This window comes from Hallella mizrahii (assembly GCF_009695775.1).
Taxonomy (GTDB): domain Bacteria; phylum Bacteroidota; class Bacteroidia; order Bacteroidales; family Bacteroidaceae; genus Prevotella; species Prevotella mizrahii.
The window spans coordinates 200,818-220,855 of the sequence record NZ_VUNG01000001.1; the positions used below are offsets into that span (position 1 = coordinate 200,818).

General features: G+C 46.8%; 14 protein-coding genes and 1 tRNA gene. 1 reads left to right on the top strand and 14 read right to left on the bottom strand.

The window, feature by feature from the left end:
- Positions 1 to 22 precede the first annotated feature (22 nt).
- From FYJ73_RS00770 to FYJ73_RS00820, 11 genes are all read right to left on the bottom strand, one after another.
- Complete coding sequence (locus FYJ73_RS00770) at positions 23 to 1,780, bottom strand: RagB/SusD family nutrient uptake outer membrane protein (RefSeq protein ID WP_154532620.1); 1,758 nt, start codon at positions 1,778 to 1,780, stop codon at positions 23 to 25.
- A gap of 39 nt (positions 1,781 to 1,819) precedes the next feature.
- Positions 1,820 to 5,017: a SusC/RagA family TonB-linked outer membrane protein gene (locus FYJ73_RS00775; RefSeq protein ID WP_154532632.1), complete on the bottom strand. Its 3,198-nt coding sequence runs from the start codon at positions 5,015 to 5,017 to the stop codon at positions 1,820 to 1,822.
- A 521-nt stretch (positions 5,018 to 5,538) separates the two neighbouring features.
- Positions 5,539 to 6,993 (bottom strand): tetratricopeptide repeat protein, encoded by a 1,455-nt coding sequence (locus tag FYJ73_RS00780; protein ID WP_154532635.1) that lies wholly within the window; start codon positions 6,991 to 6,993, stop codon positions 5,539 to 5,541.
- A 79-nt stretch (positions 6,994 to 7,072) separates the two neighbouring features.
- On the bottom strand, positions 7,073 to 8,035 hold the full coding sequence (locus FYJ73_RS00785) for a PstS family phosphate ABC transporter substrate-binding protein (protein WP_154532637.1): 963 nt from the start codon (positions 8,033 to 8,035) through the stop codon (positions 7,073 to 7,075).
- 8 nt (positions 8,036 to 8,043) lie between these two features.
- A complete protein-coding gene (locus FYJ73_RS00790) occupies positions 8,044 to 8,895 on the bottom strand; it encodes an energy transducer TonB (RefSeq protein ID WP_154532639.1) in 852 nt (283 codons plus the stop codon).
- Between the two features lie 31 nt (positions 8,896 to 8,926).
- Positions 8,927 to 9,586 (bottom strand): ExbD/TolR family protein, encoded by a 660-nt coding sequence (locus FYJ73_RS00795; protein ID WP_154532641.1) that lies wholly within the window; start codon positions 9,584 to 9,586, stop codon positions 8,927 to 8,929.
- 3 nt (positions 9,587 to 9,589) lie between these two features.
- Positions 9,590 to 10,216, bottom strand: coding sequence for an ExbD/TolR family protein (locus FYJ73_RS00800; protein ID WP_154532643.1), 627 nt, complete (start codon positions 10,214 to 10,216; stop codon positions 9,590 to 9,592).
- 29 nt (positions 10,217 to 10,245) lie between these two features.
- The gene (locus tag FYJ73_RS00805; protein ID WP_154532645.1) at positions 10,246 to 11,091 is read right to left on the bottom strand and encodes a MotA/TolQ/ExbB proton channel family protein; all 846 of its coding nucleotides are present in this window, start codon (positions 11,089 to 11,091) and stop codon (positions 10,246 to 10,248) included.
- A 170-nt stretch (positions 11,092 to 11,261) separates the two neighbouring features.
- Complete coding sequence (locus FYJ73_RS00810) at positions 11,262 to 12,455, bottom strand: pyridoxal phosphate-dependent aminotransferase (RefSeq protein WP_154532647.1); 1,194 nt, start codon at positions 12,453 to 12,455, stop codon at positions 11,262 to 11,264.
- 119 nt (positions 12,456 to 12,574) lie between these two features.
- Positions 12,575 to 13,786, bottom strand: a complete 1,212-nt coding sequence (locus FYJ73_RS00815; protein WP_154532649.1) for a bifunctional 3,4-dihydroxy-2-butanone-4-phosphate synthase/GTP cyclohydrolase II — start codon at positions 13,784 to 13,786, stop codon at positions 12,575 to 12,577.
- A 23-nt stretch (positions 13,787 to 13,809) separates the two neighbouring features.
- The gene (locus tag FYJ73_RS00820) at positions 13,810 to 15,771 is read right to left on the bottom strand and encodes an LptF/LptG family permease (RefSeq protein ID WP_154532651.1); all 1,962 of its coding nucleotides are present in this window, start codon (positions 15,769 to 15,771) and stop codon (positions 13,810 to 13,812) included.
- 275 nt (positions 15,772 to 16,046) lie between these two features.
- On the opposite strand from FYJ73_RS00820, the gene FYJ73_RS00825 reads away from it, so the two are divergent.
- A tRNA-Met gene (locus FYJ73_RS00825) sits at positions 16,047 to 16,120 on the top strand.
- A gap of 330 nt (positions 16,121 to 16,450) precedes the next feature.
- Here the strand turns inward: FYJ73_RS00825 and FYJ73_RS00830 are convergent.
- The 3 genes from FYJ73_RS00830 to FYJ73_RS00840 form a co-directional block, all read right to left on the bottom strand.
- On the bottom strand, positions 16,451 to 16,888 hold the full coding sequence (locus FYJ73_RS00830; RefSeq protein WP_206081654.1) for a glycoside hydrolase family 25 protein: 438 nt from the start codon (positions 16,886 to 16,888) through the stop codon (positions 16,451 to 16,453).
- 88 nt (positions 16,889 to 16,976) lie between these two features.
- Positions 16,977 to 19,232 (bottom strand): hypothetical protein, encoded by a 2,256-nt coding sequence (locus FYJ73_RS00835; RefSeq protein WP_154532655.1) that lies wholly within the window; start codon positions 19,230 to 19,232, stop codon positions 16,977 to 16,979.
- A gap of 91 nt (positions 19,233 to 19,323) precedes the next feature.
- Positions 19,324 to 20,034, bottom strand: coding sequence for a hypothetical protein (locus tag FYJ73_RS00840; protein WP_206081655.1), 711 nt, complete (start codon positions 20,032 to 20,034; stop codon positions 19,324 to 19,326).
- Positions 20,035 to 20,038: the final 4 nt, after the last annotated feature.

Here is a 20,038-nt window from a genome sequence, read left to right on the forward strand (position 1 = left end):
CTTTTTATAGTTATCGTTTGGCTTATTTGCTCAAGCTGACAACAGGATGTACCGTCCATCCGTTGGTCTTGAAATACTCACTGTTGTCGGTGCTGTTGTTGGCTGAGTTACCCTTGAGGTTCGGGTTCTTGTTGGTCAGCGTCTCCACGATGGGCAGGAACTCGTGACCGGGCACATAGGTGTCGTAAGAGCACTTCACCTCAGGATCCTTGCCGACGAGATCATAGCTAACCGGATCCTTGGCATGATGGATCGAGCAACGGTAGGTTCCATGCTCCTTGAGCTGCTGCAGACGGTCGGCACTGTAGAAGAATCCCCAGCGAAGAAGATCGAAGCCACGACCAAACTCACAGCCGAACTCCTTCGGGCGCTCTACATTTGCAATCTGCTCAAAGAGCTTGTCCTTCGTCGGGAAGTCAGCTAATTTCAGATCAGCCAGTCCGGCACGGCGACGCACCTCATTGATCCAGTCGATAGCCTGCTGGGTCGGACCATTGACCTCGTTTTCGCACTCTGCGGCACGCAACAGCACATCGGAGTAGCGCATCAGACGCAGGTTGATGCCGTCGTGAAGACCAGTGACCACCTTGTCATAGAGACCGGTACGCATATTGGTATACTTACAGATAGGCAAACCGCCATTGTTGTTGTTGGTGACGACGGTATCGGTCGGTGCCATCTTAGACTTGTAGCATACGTTGCCAAGCGTCTGATCATCATTGTCCCAGTCTGTCTCGTAGGTGCCAATGGTCCAATAAAGACGCGGATCGAGTTTGCCACTCTTGGTACGCTCCTGCTTGAAAAGCTGATAGAGCCAAGGCGAAGCACTCAGGTCAGCCCAGCCACCATAGGCACCAGGACCACAGTTGCTTTCGATAGCTGAGCCTTGCGTAGCGTTCTTGCTGGTGTTGACAGGAGTCCACTCATCGTCGGTGCCCTGTGTGCCATAGTCGAGGAACTGTACCTCAAAGAGGCTCTCATCATTGTTCTCGTACTGTGCACCCTCACGGAAGTTGTCGCCATAGTTGGCCATGAGCTTATAAGAGCCGTACTTCTTGTTGATGATGTCCTTCAAGACGGTCAGTGCCTCACTGTATTTATGACGCTGCATCAGCGCGCGGGCATAGTATCCGGCAGCGGCTCCACAGGTAGCACGGCCTTTGGCCCACTCTCCGCCTTTGTCGCGGGATGGCAACAGGTCTACAGCCTCTTTGAAGTCTTTCTCCACCTGGTCCATGACCTCGTCGAAGGTGTTGTTGGTGGCATAGAGACCGTCAAGAGAAGAATAAGTGTTGTAGTCAGTGATCAATGGCACGTCCTGATAATATCCGGCCAAGTTGTAATAGGCCAGGGCACGCAGGAACAGCAACTGTCCCTTGATGTCCTTCATGCGATCGCTCAACTTGCTGTCGTCATCACCGGTACGGGAGAGGCCGAAGTTGCAGACGTTGATGGTATAGTACCACTCACGCCATACCCACCAGCCAATGTCACCGGAGACAGGAAGGTTGAGGTTGTCGAACGGAAGATACCACACTTGTGAGGAGTTCCACACCTCATCGCCACGGCACATGTCGATGGTGTAGCCCACACGGGCATAAGAGCCCTCCATGCGGATGTGGTTATAGGCAGCCACCACACTTTCCTCCAAATCATCGGCGTTGAATCCGAAGGTGGCTGAGGTCTGCTGATTGGGATTGTCCAAATCGAGCTTATCGTTACAGGATGTAAGGGTTCCGAGGCCCAACAAGAGGGCGAGGGAGATATGATAGAGTTTCATATTGACGTAATGTTTATCAGTTGTGTTTTGTTGTCAACATTAGAATGAGAAGTGAAGACCGCACATGAATGTACGCGGTGTCGGGAATGAACAGAAGTTGTAACCCGGTGTCCACACACCTCCGGCATAGTCGACATTGTAACCATGATAACCTGTGAAGGTATAGAGGTTCTGTGCAGAGACATAAACGCGTACGCTGTTTACATATCCGCCAAACCACTTGTCTGGCATGTTGTAACCAAGTTCTACGTTGGCGATCTTCCAATAAGCGGCATTCTGAATCTTACGGCTGCTGAAGAGATCGTTCCAAGCCTGCTGGGCGTTGTTGGTAGCGTAAGTACGTGGCACATTGCTCAGATAGGTTTTCCCATCCTCACGGTTGGCATCGCCCATGGCTACATCTTTGTTGCCCCAGCCATAGCAGGAGTTCAGACTGTTGTAGATATCATCGGTAACGTGATAACCCAGAGCACCAAAGGTGGAGACACTCAGATCGAAGCCCTTGTACTCCAGATGGGCACTGATACCAAAGTTGACCTTTGGCATACCGCTGCCAAGGACGACACGGTCGTTTTCGTCGATCTTGCCATCGGGCTTACCGTCAGGACCACTGACATCCTTGTAGAGGCAGTCACCGACATTGGCTCCCTGCTGGGTGGCATGGTTGTCGAGGTCGGCCTGCGTGCGTGCAATACCCTCATAGACATAACCGTAGAACTTACCAATCTCTTTTCCAAGCTCTGTGATATAGTTGCCGGAGATATAGGCATCCTTGCTGAAACCAAGCTGCACTACCTTATTCTTAAGCGTGCTGAGGTTGGCACTGATCTGATATTTCAGAGGATGATCGTTGTTGCGATAAGTACCGCTGAACTCCCAACCACTGTTGTCCAACGTAGCGGCGTTCATCGTCACACTGGTATTGCTCACACCGGCATTCTCCGGAACAGGTACTCCGTAGAGCAAATTCTTAGAACGGTTTTTGAACCATTCAGCAGTGAACTCAAGACGGTTGCCAAACATGGCGATGTCAAGACCAATGTTCTTGGTGATACGGCGCTCCCACTCAAGATTCTGATTGACGAAAGTGGAGATAGCAGAACCGTAAACGATGTTGTTGCCGAAGCTGTAGCTCATGTTGTTGCGATCCATCGTGGTCTGGATAGCGTAGTCACCAACATTGTCAATACCAATCTCACCATAGCTTGCGCGGAGCTTCAACAGATTGATGATGTCCTTGCTGACAGGGAAGAACTTCTCCTTGTCGATACGCCAACCCAAAGACACAGAGGGGAAAGTGGACCAGCGCTTATCCTTGGACAGACGGCTACTGCCATCACGACGGACAATAGCTGAGAGAAGATATTTCTCGTCGTAGTTGTAGTTCAGACGACCGAAGTATGACATGATAGCGTGCTTGTACTCAAAAGAGTTGGCATCGCGTGTCTTGGCATTCTGGATCTGAAGGAAGTAAGGCTCGCTGAACTCATTGCCCCAAGCCGTCAGCGTGTTGGTGTTCTCCTCCTGATAAGCGGTACCAGCAACGAAATTGATATTGTGCTTGCCGATATGTCCGTCATAAGTAAGGGTGTTCTCCATCAATGCGTCAGCATAGGTACGAGTACCCTTGGTGAGTTTCTCATTGGTCTTGGCCAAGTAGACACGGTTGCTCTGAATCCAGGAAGGAATCCAAGTGAAGTCCTGAGCGTGGGTCTTGCTATAGGAGAGATTGATCTTATAATTAAGGTGTTGGGTCTTGGTATCTACACCCAACATCTTCAACAGGTCAACGTCTGCAGAGCCTGTACCTACGAAGCGGTCAACAAGTGTGTTGCGCTTGAGCAGGTTGTTGACGAGCAACGGATTGGAAGCGGAGATATCACCATGAACCAAATCGTTGTACACACCATAGCCATAGGCATCATAGTTGTAGCCACTGGCAGAACCGACTTTGTCGTCGAGAACCCAAGTAGAAGGATCGTAAGCCTTGATGGTCGGTTGCATAAGCAGTGTACCACGAAGCACATTGGTTACATCACCATAAAGTCCCTGCACATACTCAGAGGCATTGGAAATGGCCATATTGTTCTGCTTGGAATGAGAATAAACGACGCTGGTCTGGAACTTGATGAACTTGGTGTCCATAGAGTTGTTCACACGTGCCGTGTAGCGCTGATAGTCAGGACCGGCACCCTCGATGGTTCCCTTCTGATTGAAGTAATCGAGTGCTATATTATAAGTATTGTTGGCACCACCACCACTGAGGTTGACATTATGGTTCTGACGGATACCGGTCTTGAAGACTTCATCGAACCAATCGGTATTGGTAGCATCCTGGAAATGGTACTTGCCATCCTCGCCGAGCTTATAGCCGCTGGGAAGTGTGGTACCACTGTTGGCACATGCCTGACCAATATAGTTGCTATACTGATCTGCGTCCATCAGATCATAAACACCCTTGGAAATCTTGTCTACGCCAAAGTAGCCACTATAGTCGACTTTCAAAGGCTGATCCTTACGACCATGCTTGGTGGTGATGATGACCACACCATTACCAGCACGAGAACCGTAGATGGCACCGGCGGCAGCATCCTTCAAGATCTGGATAGACTCTATATCATTAGCGGAGAAATCACGGATCGTTGTACCCATTGGCACACCATCGACAACATACAGAGGAGCGGAGCTACCAAAAGTACTGATACCACGGATACGTACAGAAGGATCTGCACCTGGCTGACCATCGGTCGTAATCTGTACGCCCGGAACCTTACCCTCAAGCATCGTGGAGATGTTGGAGTTGGACACCTTCTTTAATTGATCGGCATTGACCACGGCAACAGAACCGGTCAAGTCGGCTTTCTTCTGTGTGCCATAACCGACGACGACGACCTGATCCAAAACACGGTCATCAGTTGTCATCTGAATCTTATCAATGAGAGCGCGTCCGCGCACGGCAATCTCACGGTCCTTATAACCAACATAACTAACAACGAGAGTAGCATTGGCAGGAGCGTCAAGATTGAAATTACCGTCGAGATCGGTCACGGTACCACCCTGTCCACCTTTAATCTTAATGGTGGCTCCAGTAAGCGGTTCACCCTGATCGTCTACGATCTGGCCTTTCACCTTAATCGTCTGTGATTGTGACACGGCAGCCTGTAACGGCATCGGGAAGGTGGACAAGCCACCCATCGCACCCAAGCATAGCATCACTGAGAAGAGTTGTTTCTTCATTGTAGTAATAATTAGGTTTATTATTGATGTTTACGTTTCTGTGCCCAAAATTAGAAAAAGTGTATTAAAACACGGTGGACAAAACGCAAAACAAGTTGGACAAACGTCTTTTTGGGGTAAAAAATAAGGTTTAGAGGGTAGTATTTGGCAAATATCCACTTCTACCATCGATTGATTTGTCCACCTAATAAAAGAATAAATATAGCCCTGCAAAGGGAAATCAATGGTGACATCGTAGGGGCGGCCCACCGTGACCGCCCTAACACACTTGGCGGTAATACTAATATATGCCTGATGCTACAAATTGCAAATTTAATATTTGTTCTGCGGGGTTAGGGCGGTCACGGCGGGCCGCCCCTACGCATCAACGTAATGGTATGGTCATCCCCTCCCCTTGGGGAGGGTTAGGAAAGGGCTCTTCCCTCCCCTTGGTGAGGGTTAGGGTTGGGCTCTACAAAAAAAAGGCTCCACGAAACCGTGGAGCCTATATAGAATAAATAGAATTTACTAACCAATAGCTATTATTTGAGTGCAGCTACCTGCTTGGCTGTCTCGTTCTCTGGATCGACAACGAGGAGCTTCTTAGCCCACACTTTAGCACCTGCCGTGTTCTTCTTGACATTGTAGTCATAGACCAACATATAGAGATAAGCTTGCTTAAGCATTGCTTTCTCGCTGCTGCTCAGCTCAGCCTTCTCCTCAAGACTGGAGGAAAGTGCCTCGTAGTAAGGCTTGGCAAGACCAGCCTTGCTGTCAGGATCGAGGTTGGCGTTAATCTGACCACGCATGTAGTTGCAGTAGTTCTTGTAGTTGGGGAACAATTCCATGATTTTGGCATAAACCTCATCAGCCTTCTTGAAAGCAGAAGCAGCAGCAGCTTTGTCACCGGCAGCAGCCTTCTTGGAAGCATAATCGGTATAGAGACCTGCCATGGTATCATAGTCGTCCATCGTCGGCTTGTCCTTGGCGTCGATAGACTTCTCGAGGTAAGCTACAGAATTGTTGAAATCACCCTTCTCCTTATAGACATCAGAGAGGTTCTTCAAAAGCACAGACTTGGAAGCGATGGCATTGCTGTCAACAGCTAAATCCTCAACAGCCTTGTTGTAAGCGGTAATTGCCTCGTCATAGCGCTTTGCGAGAGAGAGAGCCTTGCCGTAGTAGCCGTAGTCGTCAGCAGTGATATGAGCACTGTCACTCTTGTTGAACAAACGGTCGGCATAGTCCAATGCATTCTGGGAATCACTCAGGTTGGTATAGTTCCAGAAGACAAGACGATTCCAACCGGCACGGCGTGGGTCCTTGGTCAGACCAGCCTTCGCAACATCGATACTCTTCTGAGAGTTGCCAAGCAAAAACTCTGTCATTGCATAACGAGTGATGTCTTCATCCTCCATGGAAGCAATGTTCTGTACTTTGTTGAAGTAAGACTCAGCCTTCTGGAAGTGATTAGGCACGGAAGAGAAATAATAGATACGGCCAGCCAAAGCGTCAACAGGATAATCAGGACGCTGCTTACGAAGATCCTCAAGGTTGCTCACGGCATCCTCTGGGCTACGGCCACGGAGAATCATAGCATACTTGTAGTAGCCCTCAGGATCCTTCGGGTCGAAATACTTGGCCTGCTGATAATTCTCAGCGGCAGCACCGGCATCGTCCTTGGTGACTGCAATATCACCTTGCAACAGGAAAGCCTTGGCATACTTAGGATTGCGGGCCAATGCATACTTGGCAAAAGCGGCAGCATTAGCGGTATCCTTCTGAGCCAAGAACACCTTACCAAGAGCAACAAGCACCTCAGGATTCTTCTTGTTGGCCTTGTAGAGTTGCTTGACCTGATCGTTGTAATCAGCACCTTTGGCCAAGATGACCTTTGTGCCTTGCTCAATAATCGATTTGTTGTCGTTCTGAGCGAAAGTAGGCACTGACGAACCAAGCATCAGCGCACCAATCAATAAATATTTATAAGCCTTCATAATTCTACTGTTTAAAAGAGTTCTATTATGTTTATGAATACTTTAATGCAAAGACGAGCCAAAAAGTGAAATGTTTCTGTTATTGATTAACATTAACATCTCTTACATTGATATTGCCAAGAACCGGAAGCAAACCGGCACGCATGACAATGCGCTGACCCTTCGGACCCTCGATGAAATGTGCGAATCCCCATGGCAAGCCCTGACGGGGATCATTAAGCAAAGCATAGATAGTCCGCACCAATGGATACTCACCACTATAGATATAGTATTGATAGGGTTTGCGACCACTCGTGGGAGTAGCGGGATGGATCAGACTCACGCTCATCACACGGATGTTGCGGTTGAACGTAAGATTAGTACTGTCGCCTTTGTCGTTGAGCCAGTTGTTACCAATAATGCCAATAGCGTCACGATGTTGCTCAACATATTTGATCACATCGGCGGTCTTCTTCACTGCTGCCACGTTCTTGTTGAGAATGGCATGACCGCCAAGTATGGAATCTTCTACATAATGAACGGTACTTGACTTGGGATTGTCAAATACGACAGTGATAGGCTCGTGGGAGCCATCCTTGAAGATGTCACTCCACTTCGTTGCCTTGCCGTTCATGATATCACGGATGTTCTGAACTGAAAGCAAGGTATCACGGCAATCCTTGTGGCAGATGAAGGCCAAAGCATCATATGCCAACTTGATAGCTACAGGACGATAGTTCTGAGCCTGCAAGCTCTTTAACTCGGAGGGAGTGAAATTGCGCGCCGTGAATGCCAGCCAAGACTTGCCACTGAGTACGCGATTGATGGCATCGCTCTCGTTGGTGTAGATGGGCTTTACCTTGGCTTGAGGATAATCATGCTCAAAGACGAAGCGCTCGTCTTCGATAATGGGACTAAAACTCTCATCAGAGACGAAACTGATCGTCCCTGATGAGTAAGTATCTGTCCGCCCGTCTTTTCCCTTCTTGCTGTTGCCGCAAGCAGAGAGAAGACAGACAGAAAGTGCTAATCCTACAAAAAAGTAAGATGTTATTTTCTTCATATAAACTTTTACTGCAATCTGAAAGATACAGGTACGTTATACTTCACACGAACAGCAGAACCGTTCTGCTTACCAGGAATCCAGTGCGGCATAGAACGAACCACGCGCATGGCCTCGCGGTCAAGAGAGGGGTCTACGGAACGCGCTACCTTCACGTCAGTGATAGAACCGTCGCGCTCAACAACGAAAGAAACGACGACACGACCCTGAACACCATTCTCCTGAGCTACGACAGGATACTTGATGTTTTCGCTGAGGTACTTCATCAAAGCAGAAGGACCACCAGGGAAGGAAGGCATCTGCTCCACAACCTCGAAGACCTTGTTCTCTACTTCAGGCTTTTCCTCAGCAGGCTTGACAGGCTCATCGGCCACACGCTGTGTGACTTTCAGAATCTCACCATTGTCGCTGTTACCTTTCACGTCAAGAGCACCGATAGCAGTGTTGGTCTGCATCAACTCGGCCTGTGTCTTCATCTCCTCCTCGGGCTTCACCTCGTTATCTTTCTTGATGACAGGTGCCGTGAACTTGATAGAAGACTTAACCTCCTTGACAACCTCTTTCTTCTCAGGCTCTACTATTTCCTTACGCTTCACTTCAGCCTTCTTCTGCTTGGGCTGATTGAGAGCGGAAAGCTCGGTGACGGCCTCATTCTTGGCATGGGCAGCCTGATACTTGTCGTAAGCAGACTTGGCCACATAAACACCAACCAAAAGGGCGGCCAGCACCGCAATCACAATGATTGAGTAGACGTTTCTCTTGGGAGTACCCTTACGAAGCTTGTAGGCTCCGTATTCATGGTTTCTTCCCTCAAAGATAAGATCGACCCAACCATTGGTTGTTAAATCAATATTTGCCATTTTTTCACTTTTTAATCGTTACTGAATGTGCTTAAAACTTCACATTGTTCTTCTTCAGAAGTTCAATGTCCTGAGGATTAAGCTTATCGATCACATACTTACCAATGCTGCAGATCTGCATCTCATCGAGAGCGTCTACCAGATTCTTGTAATTAGAGTCATCGGTAGCCTTGATAATCACGGTCATGGTACTGATCCGCTTATCAGGAAGGATACCGGCTTTGATCTGGGCAAGCTTCTGGTCGTAGATGCTGTCAGGCATCTTCTTTCCTTTGCTTTCCATATCTTGGCGCTGCTTGTCAAGAGCCACCTTTGCCTTCATCACGTCCTGAACAGGATAGGTTCCATCCTCCGTAACGTGATTGTACAGCACTGAGCGGATACCTTTGGTGCCCCATGTTGTCTTCTTCAGGCAAGTGGGATCCTCAGGCTTTACCTGACCAGCCACATAATAGATCTGATTGTCAGCGGCACAATAGATCGTAATGGTATACGATGCCTTTGTGACACTCTTGTCCTGATCTTGAATGTTCTTATCGTTACTCGGCATACTCAATTCCATCGTCTGGGGTTTAGCCAGAGAGGTACAAAGCATGAAGAACGTAATAAGAAGCATCATCATGTCAACCATAGGAGTGAAGTCCACACGGACATTCATCTTCTTTTGCTTGCTTTTTCCTTGCTTTGCCATTTATTAGTCCTCCTGTTTCTTATATTGAGTAATCAGGTAGTAACGGTTCTCGTTCATGTCCTGAAGCTCGCTCATGATCTTCTTCACGATGCGGTAAGGAGTCTTCTCGTCAGCCTTGATAGCGATCTTGGCATCAGGGTTGGTGTTCTTGGCTGCCTTTACCCAAATCTGGAATTCGCTCATAGCGGCATCACCTGTCTTGCCGGGAACAGAGTCTGTAGGAATACCATACTTTTTGATGGCAACAGGCATTTCTGTCTTCGGCAGGGCCAAGTAGCCCTTCAGGTCATTCATTGGAACGCCCCACATAGGATCGTTGAGGAACTTCTTCTCCTCAGCGGGTGAGAGCGACAAGCCAAACTGACCGGCCACATCCTCAAGAGTGGTCTGGACATCGGTCGTCTTGTCCATGCTCATGAATATCTTACCGTCATTGCTGACCAAGATATTCAGGACGTTCTTCTCTGGAACTTTGATTTCAGACACTGAGCCAGGCGTGTTGACCTTCACGGGCTCCTGCTTCACGAACGTAGACGTCAACATGAAGAAGGTAAGCAGAAGGACCATCACGTCAGACATAGGTGTCATGTCTATCCAGACGTCTTTCTTAGCTATTTTTACTTTACCCATAATGATAAAATTTTAAAGGGTTAGTAAAATTAAGCCTCGTCTGTGTGGTTAGCTTCGTATGTCTGAGCGATTGTGTAACCTACTTCGTCGAGTGCGTATGTCAGCTTATCGATCTTGTTGGTGAAGAAGTTATAAGAAATAACAGCGCACCAAGAAGTTGCGATACCGAAGGCCGTGTTCACAAGGGCCTCAGAAATACCAGTTGACAGGGCGAGAGAGTCACCACCACCACCGGCAGCCAGAGCCTGGAATGAACGGATCATACCGGTCACAGTACCAAGCAGTCCGGTAAGGGTACCCAGTGTAACGATCGTTGCGATGATCGGGAGGTTCATCTGCAGAGTAGGCATTTCAAGCTGAGTAGCCTCCTCGTGAGCCTGCTGGATCTTAGCAACCTTCTGGCTCTTCTTCAGTGTTGCGTTAGCACCGCTCTCCATATCCTTGTAAGCGTGAAGAGAAGCAAGAACAACGTTTGCAACAGAACCGCGCATCTCGTTGCAGAGCTTTTCAGCCTTGTCGAAGTCGTTTGCCTTCAGGGCTGCCTTGATGTTAGCCACGAACTTGGTAAGGTTCTTCTTACCGAAAGCGGTCTTCAAAGCCAACCAGCGCTCTACTGTGAGGCAGAGAACGGTGAGCAACAGTGTGTGGATCACAGGCACCACATAACCACCCTTGAAGATAGTACCGAGGATGTTGACAGGAGCATTTGCGTTGTCGCCACCCTGGAAGTTGTCGCCGTTACCAAGAACGAGATTGAAGATGCAAAGAGCTGCGATGAAGCACAATACAATGATCCAGAACGCACCTCTGATACCAGTGAAGCCCTGAGACTTCTTTGCAGCTGCTGGAGCTGCCACCTTTTGTGATGTTGCCATAATTTTGAATAATTTTTTGGTTTATAGTAAATTTAAGTTGTTATTTGTCTATTTCTCGCCGCACAAAAGCCACGCATTTGCGCTTTGTTCCGCCTTTACAGCAGAATCCACACGCAAAGATAGCAATTTATGCTTGACTACGTGAGTTTTTCTTGTTGTTTAACAAATTTTTATTTCAAGCGGGCGGTTACTTCTTTTATCCTGCGCATGGCTTCCTTGATATTGTCGTCGCTTGTGGCATAGCTCATGCGGAAGCAGTCGGGATCGCCAAACGCATCACCTCCGACTGTGGCGACATGACCTTCTTGAAGGAGATACATGGCAAAATCTGTGGAGTTGCTGATAACGGTCTTGCCATCGCTCTTACCAAAGAAGCTGGAGCACTTGGGGAAGAGGTAGAACGCGCCCTCGGGAACGTTGACTTCCAGTCCCGGTATCTCACGAGCCAGAGCGACGATAAGATCGCGACGCTTCTCAAATGCCTTACGCATTTCCTCGACACACTCCTGACTGCTCTGGTAAGCTGCGAGCGCTGCCATCTGACTGACATCGCAAGTGCCGCTGGTGTACTGACCCTGCAACTTGTTGATGCCCTTGACAATCCACTCGGGAGCTGCGACCCAGCCCAGACGCCAGCCGGTCATAGCATATGCCTTGCTAACACCGTTGCAGATGATGGTGCGCTCCTTCATGCCGGGATAAGAGGCAATGCTGGCACTCTTGCCTATATAATTAATGTGTTCATAGATCTCGTCGGAGAGAACAAACAGATCTTCATGAGACAAGACGACCTTTGCCAGTTCGTTGAGCTCTTCCTGAGAGTAAACACTACCGGTCGGGTTGCTGGGGGAACAGAGTATGAGCATCTTGGTCTTAGGAGTGATCGCCTCCTCCAACTGCTTGGCCGTAATACGGAAGTTCTGCTCGAAGCTGGCACGAATGATTACCGGTGTACCTCCTGCCAACTTCACCATTTGGGGATAGCTGACCCAGTATGGTGCTGGGATGATGACTTCGTCGCCTGGATTGACCAAAGCCAAGATCGAATTGCAGACACCTTGCTTGCCACCCGTACCAACAATGATCTCCTTATTATTGTACTGGAGATGATTCTCCTTGTCGAGCTTGTCAGAGATAGCGTTTCTCAGAGCCAGATAACCCGGCACCGGAGAATATTTGGAGTAGTTGTCATCGATAGCCTTCTTACCGGCATCCTTGATATGCTCCGGAGTATTGAAGTCCGGTTCACCCACGCTCATGTTGATAACGTCGATGCCCTGAGCCTTCATCTCATTGCTTTTCTGAGACATAGCCAACGTGGCAGAAGGTGCCAATCGATTCAGACGGTCTGATAATTGTGCCATAGTGATTTCTTTAATATGATTTCATTTGCAAAAGTAAGCATTTTATTCGTTATAACGAAAGAAACACGCTTTTTATTTTCAAATTGAAATAATAATGTTACAATAGTATTATCTACACATTATTTAATGTGCAACTGATGTCCCATACGATCACGCTTGGTTCTCAGATACTTAATGTCGTAACGGTTGGGTGTCACTTCGATGGGTACATTCTCTACGATCTCCAAGCCGTATGCTTCCAAACCGACGCGCTTGGTGGGATTATTGGTCATCAGCCGCATCTTGTGGACGTGGAGATGACGGAGCATCTGAGCTCCACAGCCATAATCGCGCTCGTCGGGTTTGAAGCCAAGATGGACATTGGCATCAACAGTGTCCATACCCTGCTCCTGAAGTTTATAAGCTGCAATCTTGTTCATCAGGCCGATACCCCTACCCTCTTGCTGCATATAGATGACCACGCCTTTGCCTTCTTTCTCTATCATCTGCATGGACTTGTGGAGCTGTTCGCCACAATCACAACGCATACTGCCAAGAATGTCACCGGTGGCACACGATGAGTGGACACGGACAAGGATGGGCTCATCGTCCTCCCATTCTCCCTTGATGAGTGCCATATGCTCAAGGCCGTTGCTGGTCTGACGAAATGGAATCAGACGAAAATGACCGTAGATGGTCGGCAAATCCACCTCCTCACCGACTTCTATACTCGATTCCTTGCGAAGACGGTAGGCAATGAGGTCCTTGATCGTAATGATGCGAAGTCCCCACTCCTTGGCTTTCTCCTGCAACTGAGGCATACGGGCCATGGTGCCGTCGTCATTCATAATCTCCATCAACGCGCCAGCAGGATACAATCCGGCCAACTTGCAAAGATCCACTGCGGCTTCGGTATGACCGGAACGACGTAGCACGCCGTTGTCTTGGGCATAAAGAGGATTGATATGACCAGGACGGCCAAAAGTCTGAGGGGTGGAAGCGGGATCTGCTAAAGCAAGTATTGTGGCAGCTCGATCATGAGCAGATACGCCCGTAGTGCAACCCTCCAACTTATCCACCGTGATCGTGAAAGGCGTGCCCAACATTGAAGTATTCTCTTCCACCTGATGGGGCAAGTCTAACTCATCGGCACGCGACAAGGTGATCGGCGCACAAAGTACGCCTCGCGCATTCTTGAGCATAAAATTCACCTTCTCAGGAGTGATCTTTTCTGCTGCTATAATCAGGTCGCCCTCATTCTCACGGTCTTCGTCATCTACGACAATGACGAATTTACCTTCCTTAAAGTCATTCACTGCATCTTCGATGCTGCTAAGTTTGAAGTCTGCCATGTTATGATTCCTTTATTTGTTACTTATTCATCCACAGAAACTTGGGGCTCGGACTCTGACCGATGAGCCAGCTCGGCTGCCAGTCTCTGCTTTCTCTCTATATGATTGATAATGTTTGTGTCGGTATAACGTATCTGCTTCAAATCCCGTAAGAGGCGCAGACGGAAACGCCACATGCGGAAATAGAAGAACATGCCCAGGGGAATGATAAGTGCCGAGAGGATGTTCAACCACTTACGCTCAAACGGGCGCGTATGCGCCTTCAACGTCAATATTGGGTATTGATTGATCTGCTGCAAGACATAAGGGTCACGGGTGTTGGCCAAGTCATTGATAACTGCTTCGAGTTCTTCATTCACTCGTTCTATCTCATGATCAGGACGATACTTAAAGAACACCTTGATGACATTTGGTGGAGCCACGAGTTTATGGGCCTTGGAGTAAGCAACCACATCCTTATTAATAATAAGGAGTTTGTCATGGTCCTCTGCATAGTTCGGCTCATTGATGATCACTTCCTTTCCCTGGATACTCCGCTTTGCCCTCAAGCCTAACAAACGACGGAACATGTCCCGCCAAGCATCGGCATTGAATACCATAGAATCGTTGCAAGCCTTATAAGTAATGAACACCGCTAATGGTGTCATCACAACCGGTGCCAACGTACGGCCCATCCATACGGCCCACATACCTTTTCGAGCCATCTGATAACTCGAGTTGTCGATGATATAGAACACGATAAAGACCAATACAGACACGATGACCGGTACGCCCAAACCACCCTTGCGGATGATAGCACCCAGAGGAGCACCGATGAAGAAGAACAGCAAGCACTGCAAAGCCAACATGAACTTATTCTGCGCCTCGATCTGATGTTCTCGCACCATTCGCTCATTATTATTCGTCATCATGCTCCTGAAATCCAAGTCATTGACCGCCGATTGCACTTTGCTCAACGCCGACGATACTGCTGTTCGCTTTTGCTCAGCCGGCGTCTTATCGAAGACCTTGTCGATATCAAACGATTTAGACATTCCACGCTTCACTGCCATCAAAGAATCCTTCTTGGAAAGACGAACGTTGGCAAAATAGAAGGTACGTGCTTGATTATAAGACACGCGTCCTATGCTGTCATAGGTCTCATTAAGAGAGTCGATGGAGTTGACAATCTCTTTCAGACTCTTTCCACGGGCATTGCCGGATAGCGACGAGGCATCGGTCAGACTGAAATCTGCATCAAAATCCAAATAGATACGCTTGGAGATAAAACTCTCACGGCGGTAAGGCACAGAGGCACTTCCCGCCAACTCCTGTGATTGCATATTTTCAAACCACTCACCACTCCACAAACTGAGCAGCAAGTGCTTTTTCTCTGCCGTGGACTGGATCATACCGGAGTCAGCCAGGATAATGGCTGCGTCCTCATAGCTCGCCGTCATACGATAGACCATGATGCCATAGAGCTTTCCCGTCTTCAAATTCTTCTTCTGTACATAGATGTTGCAATTGGGTATTCCATCATAGAAGACCCCTTCGGGTATTTCAAGTTCAGGGCTTTTCTGCTTCATTGACAGGAAAAGCTGGGCCAACTTCATATTCGCTGTAGGACCGATATTGTTCTGAAACACAAAAGAGGTGACACAGATCAAAGAAGTGATGACTATCAGCGACCGAAAGCTCTGCATCAAAGAGATACCAGCTGCCTTGATAGCTGTCAGCTCAGAACTTTCACCCAAATTACCAAAAGTGATCAATGAACTCAGCAAAATAGCCAAAGGAAGAGCTTGTGGAACCATCATCAGAGCCATGTACCAAAAAAATTGGGCCATGATGTCCAACGAGATACCCTTGCCTATCAAGTCATCGATATAGCGCCACAGGAACTGCATCATCAGCACAAACTGGCAGATGAAAAACGTTCCGGCGAAGAGCAGCCCAAACTGACGGGCTATGAATATGTCGAGTTTCTTTATCCGAAAATTCATTTTTCCTTTTTCTCACCAGGGATATACTCCTATTATTATATAAGCATCCCCGAGGTCTTTCGCTAATTAGGGACACACTCTGGGGATATACTCCTATTATTATATAAGCGCCCCTGGCTATCGACTGCAAAGTTAATGCAAAAAAGTCAGAAAAGCGAATGTTGAAACAAAAAGTAGCCAAAATATTTGGAGGTTCAAAAACAAATGTGTACCTTTGCACTCGCAATTCAGAAATCACCCTTTAATAAGTGTTTTCTCTTTTTGCTGAAAATGATGGCGGGATAGCTCAGCTGGTTAGAGCGTCGGATTCATAATCCGGAGGTCGTGGGATCGTGGCCCACCCCCGCTACACTGAAAATCAAGGAGTTACGACAAAGTAACTCCTTTTTTCATGCTCAAAAACGAACACTTTGCGAACACGCATACCCTCAGAAACGTTCTTGATACACAGCTTAATATCACAGTTACTTCACCATTTCTCTTTCAGATTGTGAAATATCAGAGACGCTCAAGGATTACATTATAGTGTAGTAAGGACCGCATAGATGGATAGGCACACGTTTTCCACTCCGACCGTGCAGATGTGTTCGCATGGTGCTCGCCACATCTACTTCTTTCTGAACACGAGCAGATTGCTCTTGCTCTTCAGCGTTTCTACCCTTTCCGTGAAGGGTTCCAGCTATTTCACGGTAGACGGGTTCTGTACCATCTGCGCCCGTAAGACAAATCGCATCGATGAAACCATAATCGGCAACGGCCTCAATAAAATCGCAAAGCGACTCTTTGTTGGCGATTTCAACATAAAACGTCGTATCAGGTCCTGCTCATCGGGTTTGGCTTTCGAGAGGAAATCACGAAATTGTTCGGTAACACTGGATTTGGATGTCTGGAAGTGATAGGAGCCCACCTTCAGCCCCGCCTGTCTTGCCAATTTCACATTACGGCGATAAAAGTCATCAGGATGCGACTTACCCATAGTAGCACGTATGTAGACGAACTTTATCTTCTTGTCCTTAGCCACCTCCCTCCATTTGATAGCACCCTGATGTCTCGACACGTCAATGCCATCATAGTTGCCCTTGCTGTATGCCTTTCCCGCCAAACGGTCTACAAACATATAATGTCTTACTCCGGCATCATGCATAAACAACTTCCGGCGAATAGACACATCGAGCGCATTGTGGAAGATGTCAACGAGAACTTACTTATTGATTCTTTTCCTTCATGGATAGCCAACTGAGCTCACGTTTTGCATAGTCCTTGCACAACGGGTCATCCAACAAAGTCGACAAAAATTCTTTAGCCTCAGCAACCTGTCCCCAGTCAATAAGTATATATGCCTTCCGTCGCTTCAGGAATGCACGCCATGCGCTCTTTATTTGATCTGGCGCATCGATCTGCATTATGAGTTGTTTATCAACAATAGACATGGCCCTCGCATCCTTTGTTTCGACAAGACAATTGATGTATTCCATCATGTTGTTCAAATTACAAGACTCATAACCAACATCAAGGAAGTAATTGGCGACCTCCGGCAAATTAAGCTCCATATAACAAGAGCCTATCTTTGCCGCGGCATCCAGACACATGAATTTCCTGTCTTCAGAGAGAGTGTCAAAATCAACGAGTAACGAAAGGTAAACATGATACAAGCCCAACATTGACTCCACAGCATGAGTCATTTCCTTATTATAAAGGCTACCCACCTCAGTCATTATCTCTTCAGCTGACTTGGAGAAATCATACTCATGCGGCTTAGAGGAAATAACGAAAGATTTATAGTCTGAGAACTTTCCATAACTGTCCGATATTATGTTAGGGTCATTCTGAAAGCCCGGAACAGCAACATCTATGCGGAACAAATCGGAATCTTCTATCGCATTTACTTGAATGATGATTGAATTATCGTGGCAGTGATCTGATTTATCGTCATCCATATCACCACATTGGTAGCAAGCCCTTGAATATCTAAGTACCACGGTATTGCCGTCATGCAGCAAGTTCTGAAATTTATATCTCCATAGTTTATCACGATCATATACGACATCGTAAGTGTATCCGTCATTGCCATTACAACATACACACATAGATACAATATTGTAAGAGTTTACCCGCAATAAATGATGGAGAATGAATCCAAGAGTTAGAAACGAGGCGTCTTCCGTTAAAACCTTTCGAAGCTTAGTCAAAGAAGCCTGATAAGTACACTCTATGATTTTAGCTTCGCACTCTTCCAACTCATCTCTGTGTTGCTCCAGTAAAGGCATGGTCCGATAATCTGCGAGATCGGCAGATACCACTATGTAATCGAATAGGATTGTAGAATTGAAAAAATAAGCGATATCCATAAAATGGAAGGCTCGTGGTTTGTCGTGAGTAGATACAAGGCAAGGTACCATTCTAAAATTAATGGCACCGTAGGAGTCTCCATGCTTAAAGTTCTCTGAAGGGTTATCCAAGGCATGTATTGCCCGTTCGTATTGTCTCTGTGCGTCATAATATTTTGACTGTCTACACAGCGCATTGCCGCAATCAATATAGTCACTCGTTGTTACTCGACCAAACATACCTTCACAAACAGCATACTGCAAGCCTTTCAATGGCTTACCATGCTGTATATTGTCAATAGTTCTATTCTCCATGGCTTGATAGAATCGCCACCAATCTTCTAAATTATTTGAACTGGCGCGACAACACAACAATGTTGAATCCAGTGCGGCAAGATTTCTGCTCTGCCAAGTATGCTTATCATCATTAGCATTGGTCCTGCCCACCATGCTATAGACACGCAAATAAAGTACATCCGGTGTCATCTGATGATTGCGGACAAAAAGAACAATCGGCAAGCCATCGTTGCGAGTTAGGCTAAGGGTCACATTCTCACCTGTCAATGGCAATAGTTCCCCCTCATTATTTAAATATGTAACAGACGACAAAAGGTCATAGTTGCATATCTCATTATTGCCTTTGACAAAACGAGTTTCGTCAATACTCCCAATGATGTTAGTACGGCATATTGACAATCCTGTGAGGTTTTTAGACAAATCAGATCCCACGAGGAAATTAACGACATCTCCTAACCTGATTTTTTCTCCAAAAGCGAACCTCTCCATCCGTCTTGGCTGATGACGGTATTCCGCCTCCCCTCGCAAGAATGACATTAGAAAATTCCTATCAACAGAACGAGCGAATTCTTCAGCCTCCCCTTCTACTTCTGATGATTTCTCTTCTTGTTCTTTTTCGTTCAGCTCATTGGCTTCAACGCATGTCGTATCTATAGCCTTCTTTGAGGCCTCTAAATCTTTCAAAAGAGCAGACGAACGTTGTCCATTGTTAGGTTCAGATGATACCGCATCGTTATTACGGGAATTAGCCCGGGGACTGTCATCGCCACTATGATTCAGTCGTGAAAGGAACCAAAACATCAAAATGGCCCCTAATATAGGTAATAAGGCTTCCATATATATATGAATGAATTGAAAAAATTCAATGTTATGACTTTCCTAAATACTAAAGGCACTAAAGGCAAAAAGTCAATAGTATAAATTAGCATTAATAACTAGGCAGGATAGAGTAATAGCCATGCTTATAGCCTTCTACTAATCCTTTGGCATGAGCATTAATGATACGCTGGTCAGTTTCATCACCATAGCTTCCTTTGCAATTCGAACCATATGAAAGATTGTTCATTGCGTCATATTTGCCAAACATCACACCCTTGCTATAGCCAACTTTGTAAGCATTATCCAGTTCTTCTCTATAATACCAATCATCTGCCTCTCTCTGCTTTTGCTGCTGTATTTCAAGTTGATATTGATCCTCTTCTTGTTGTTGCTGTTGTAACCTTATATTATTAGATTCTTGCTGGTTAAGCTCTTCAAGTCCAGCTTTATAACCTTCATCATAGCCGTTTTCGTAACTTCTCTTGTATGTATCGTATGCGGGACCTGAGAACTTGTCACAACCTTCATACCTGTAGTATTTACTTGCGCGATTGAGCGCGTCTTCTTTTCCGTTTTGATATCCAGCTTCATATCCTTCGCTATTAGCCTCCTCAATAAGTTGCCGAGCTTTTTCAGCCTCTTGATTAATAGAGTCTTGGGATGGTTTTCGATTTAGCGGTTGCTCCTGACTTTGTTCTTCATCATTATTATTAGATGTACACATCGTACACGAATAAAATAGGAACATACTAACAATAACCAAGGAATGATATATTGCCTTATTCAAAAAAGACATCATGACATAGATATGATAATTCAAAATA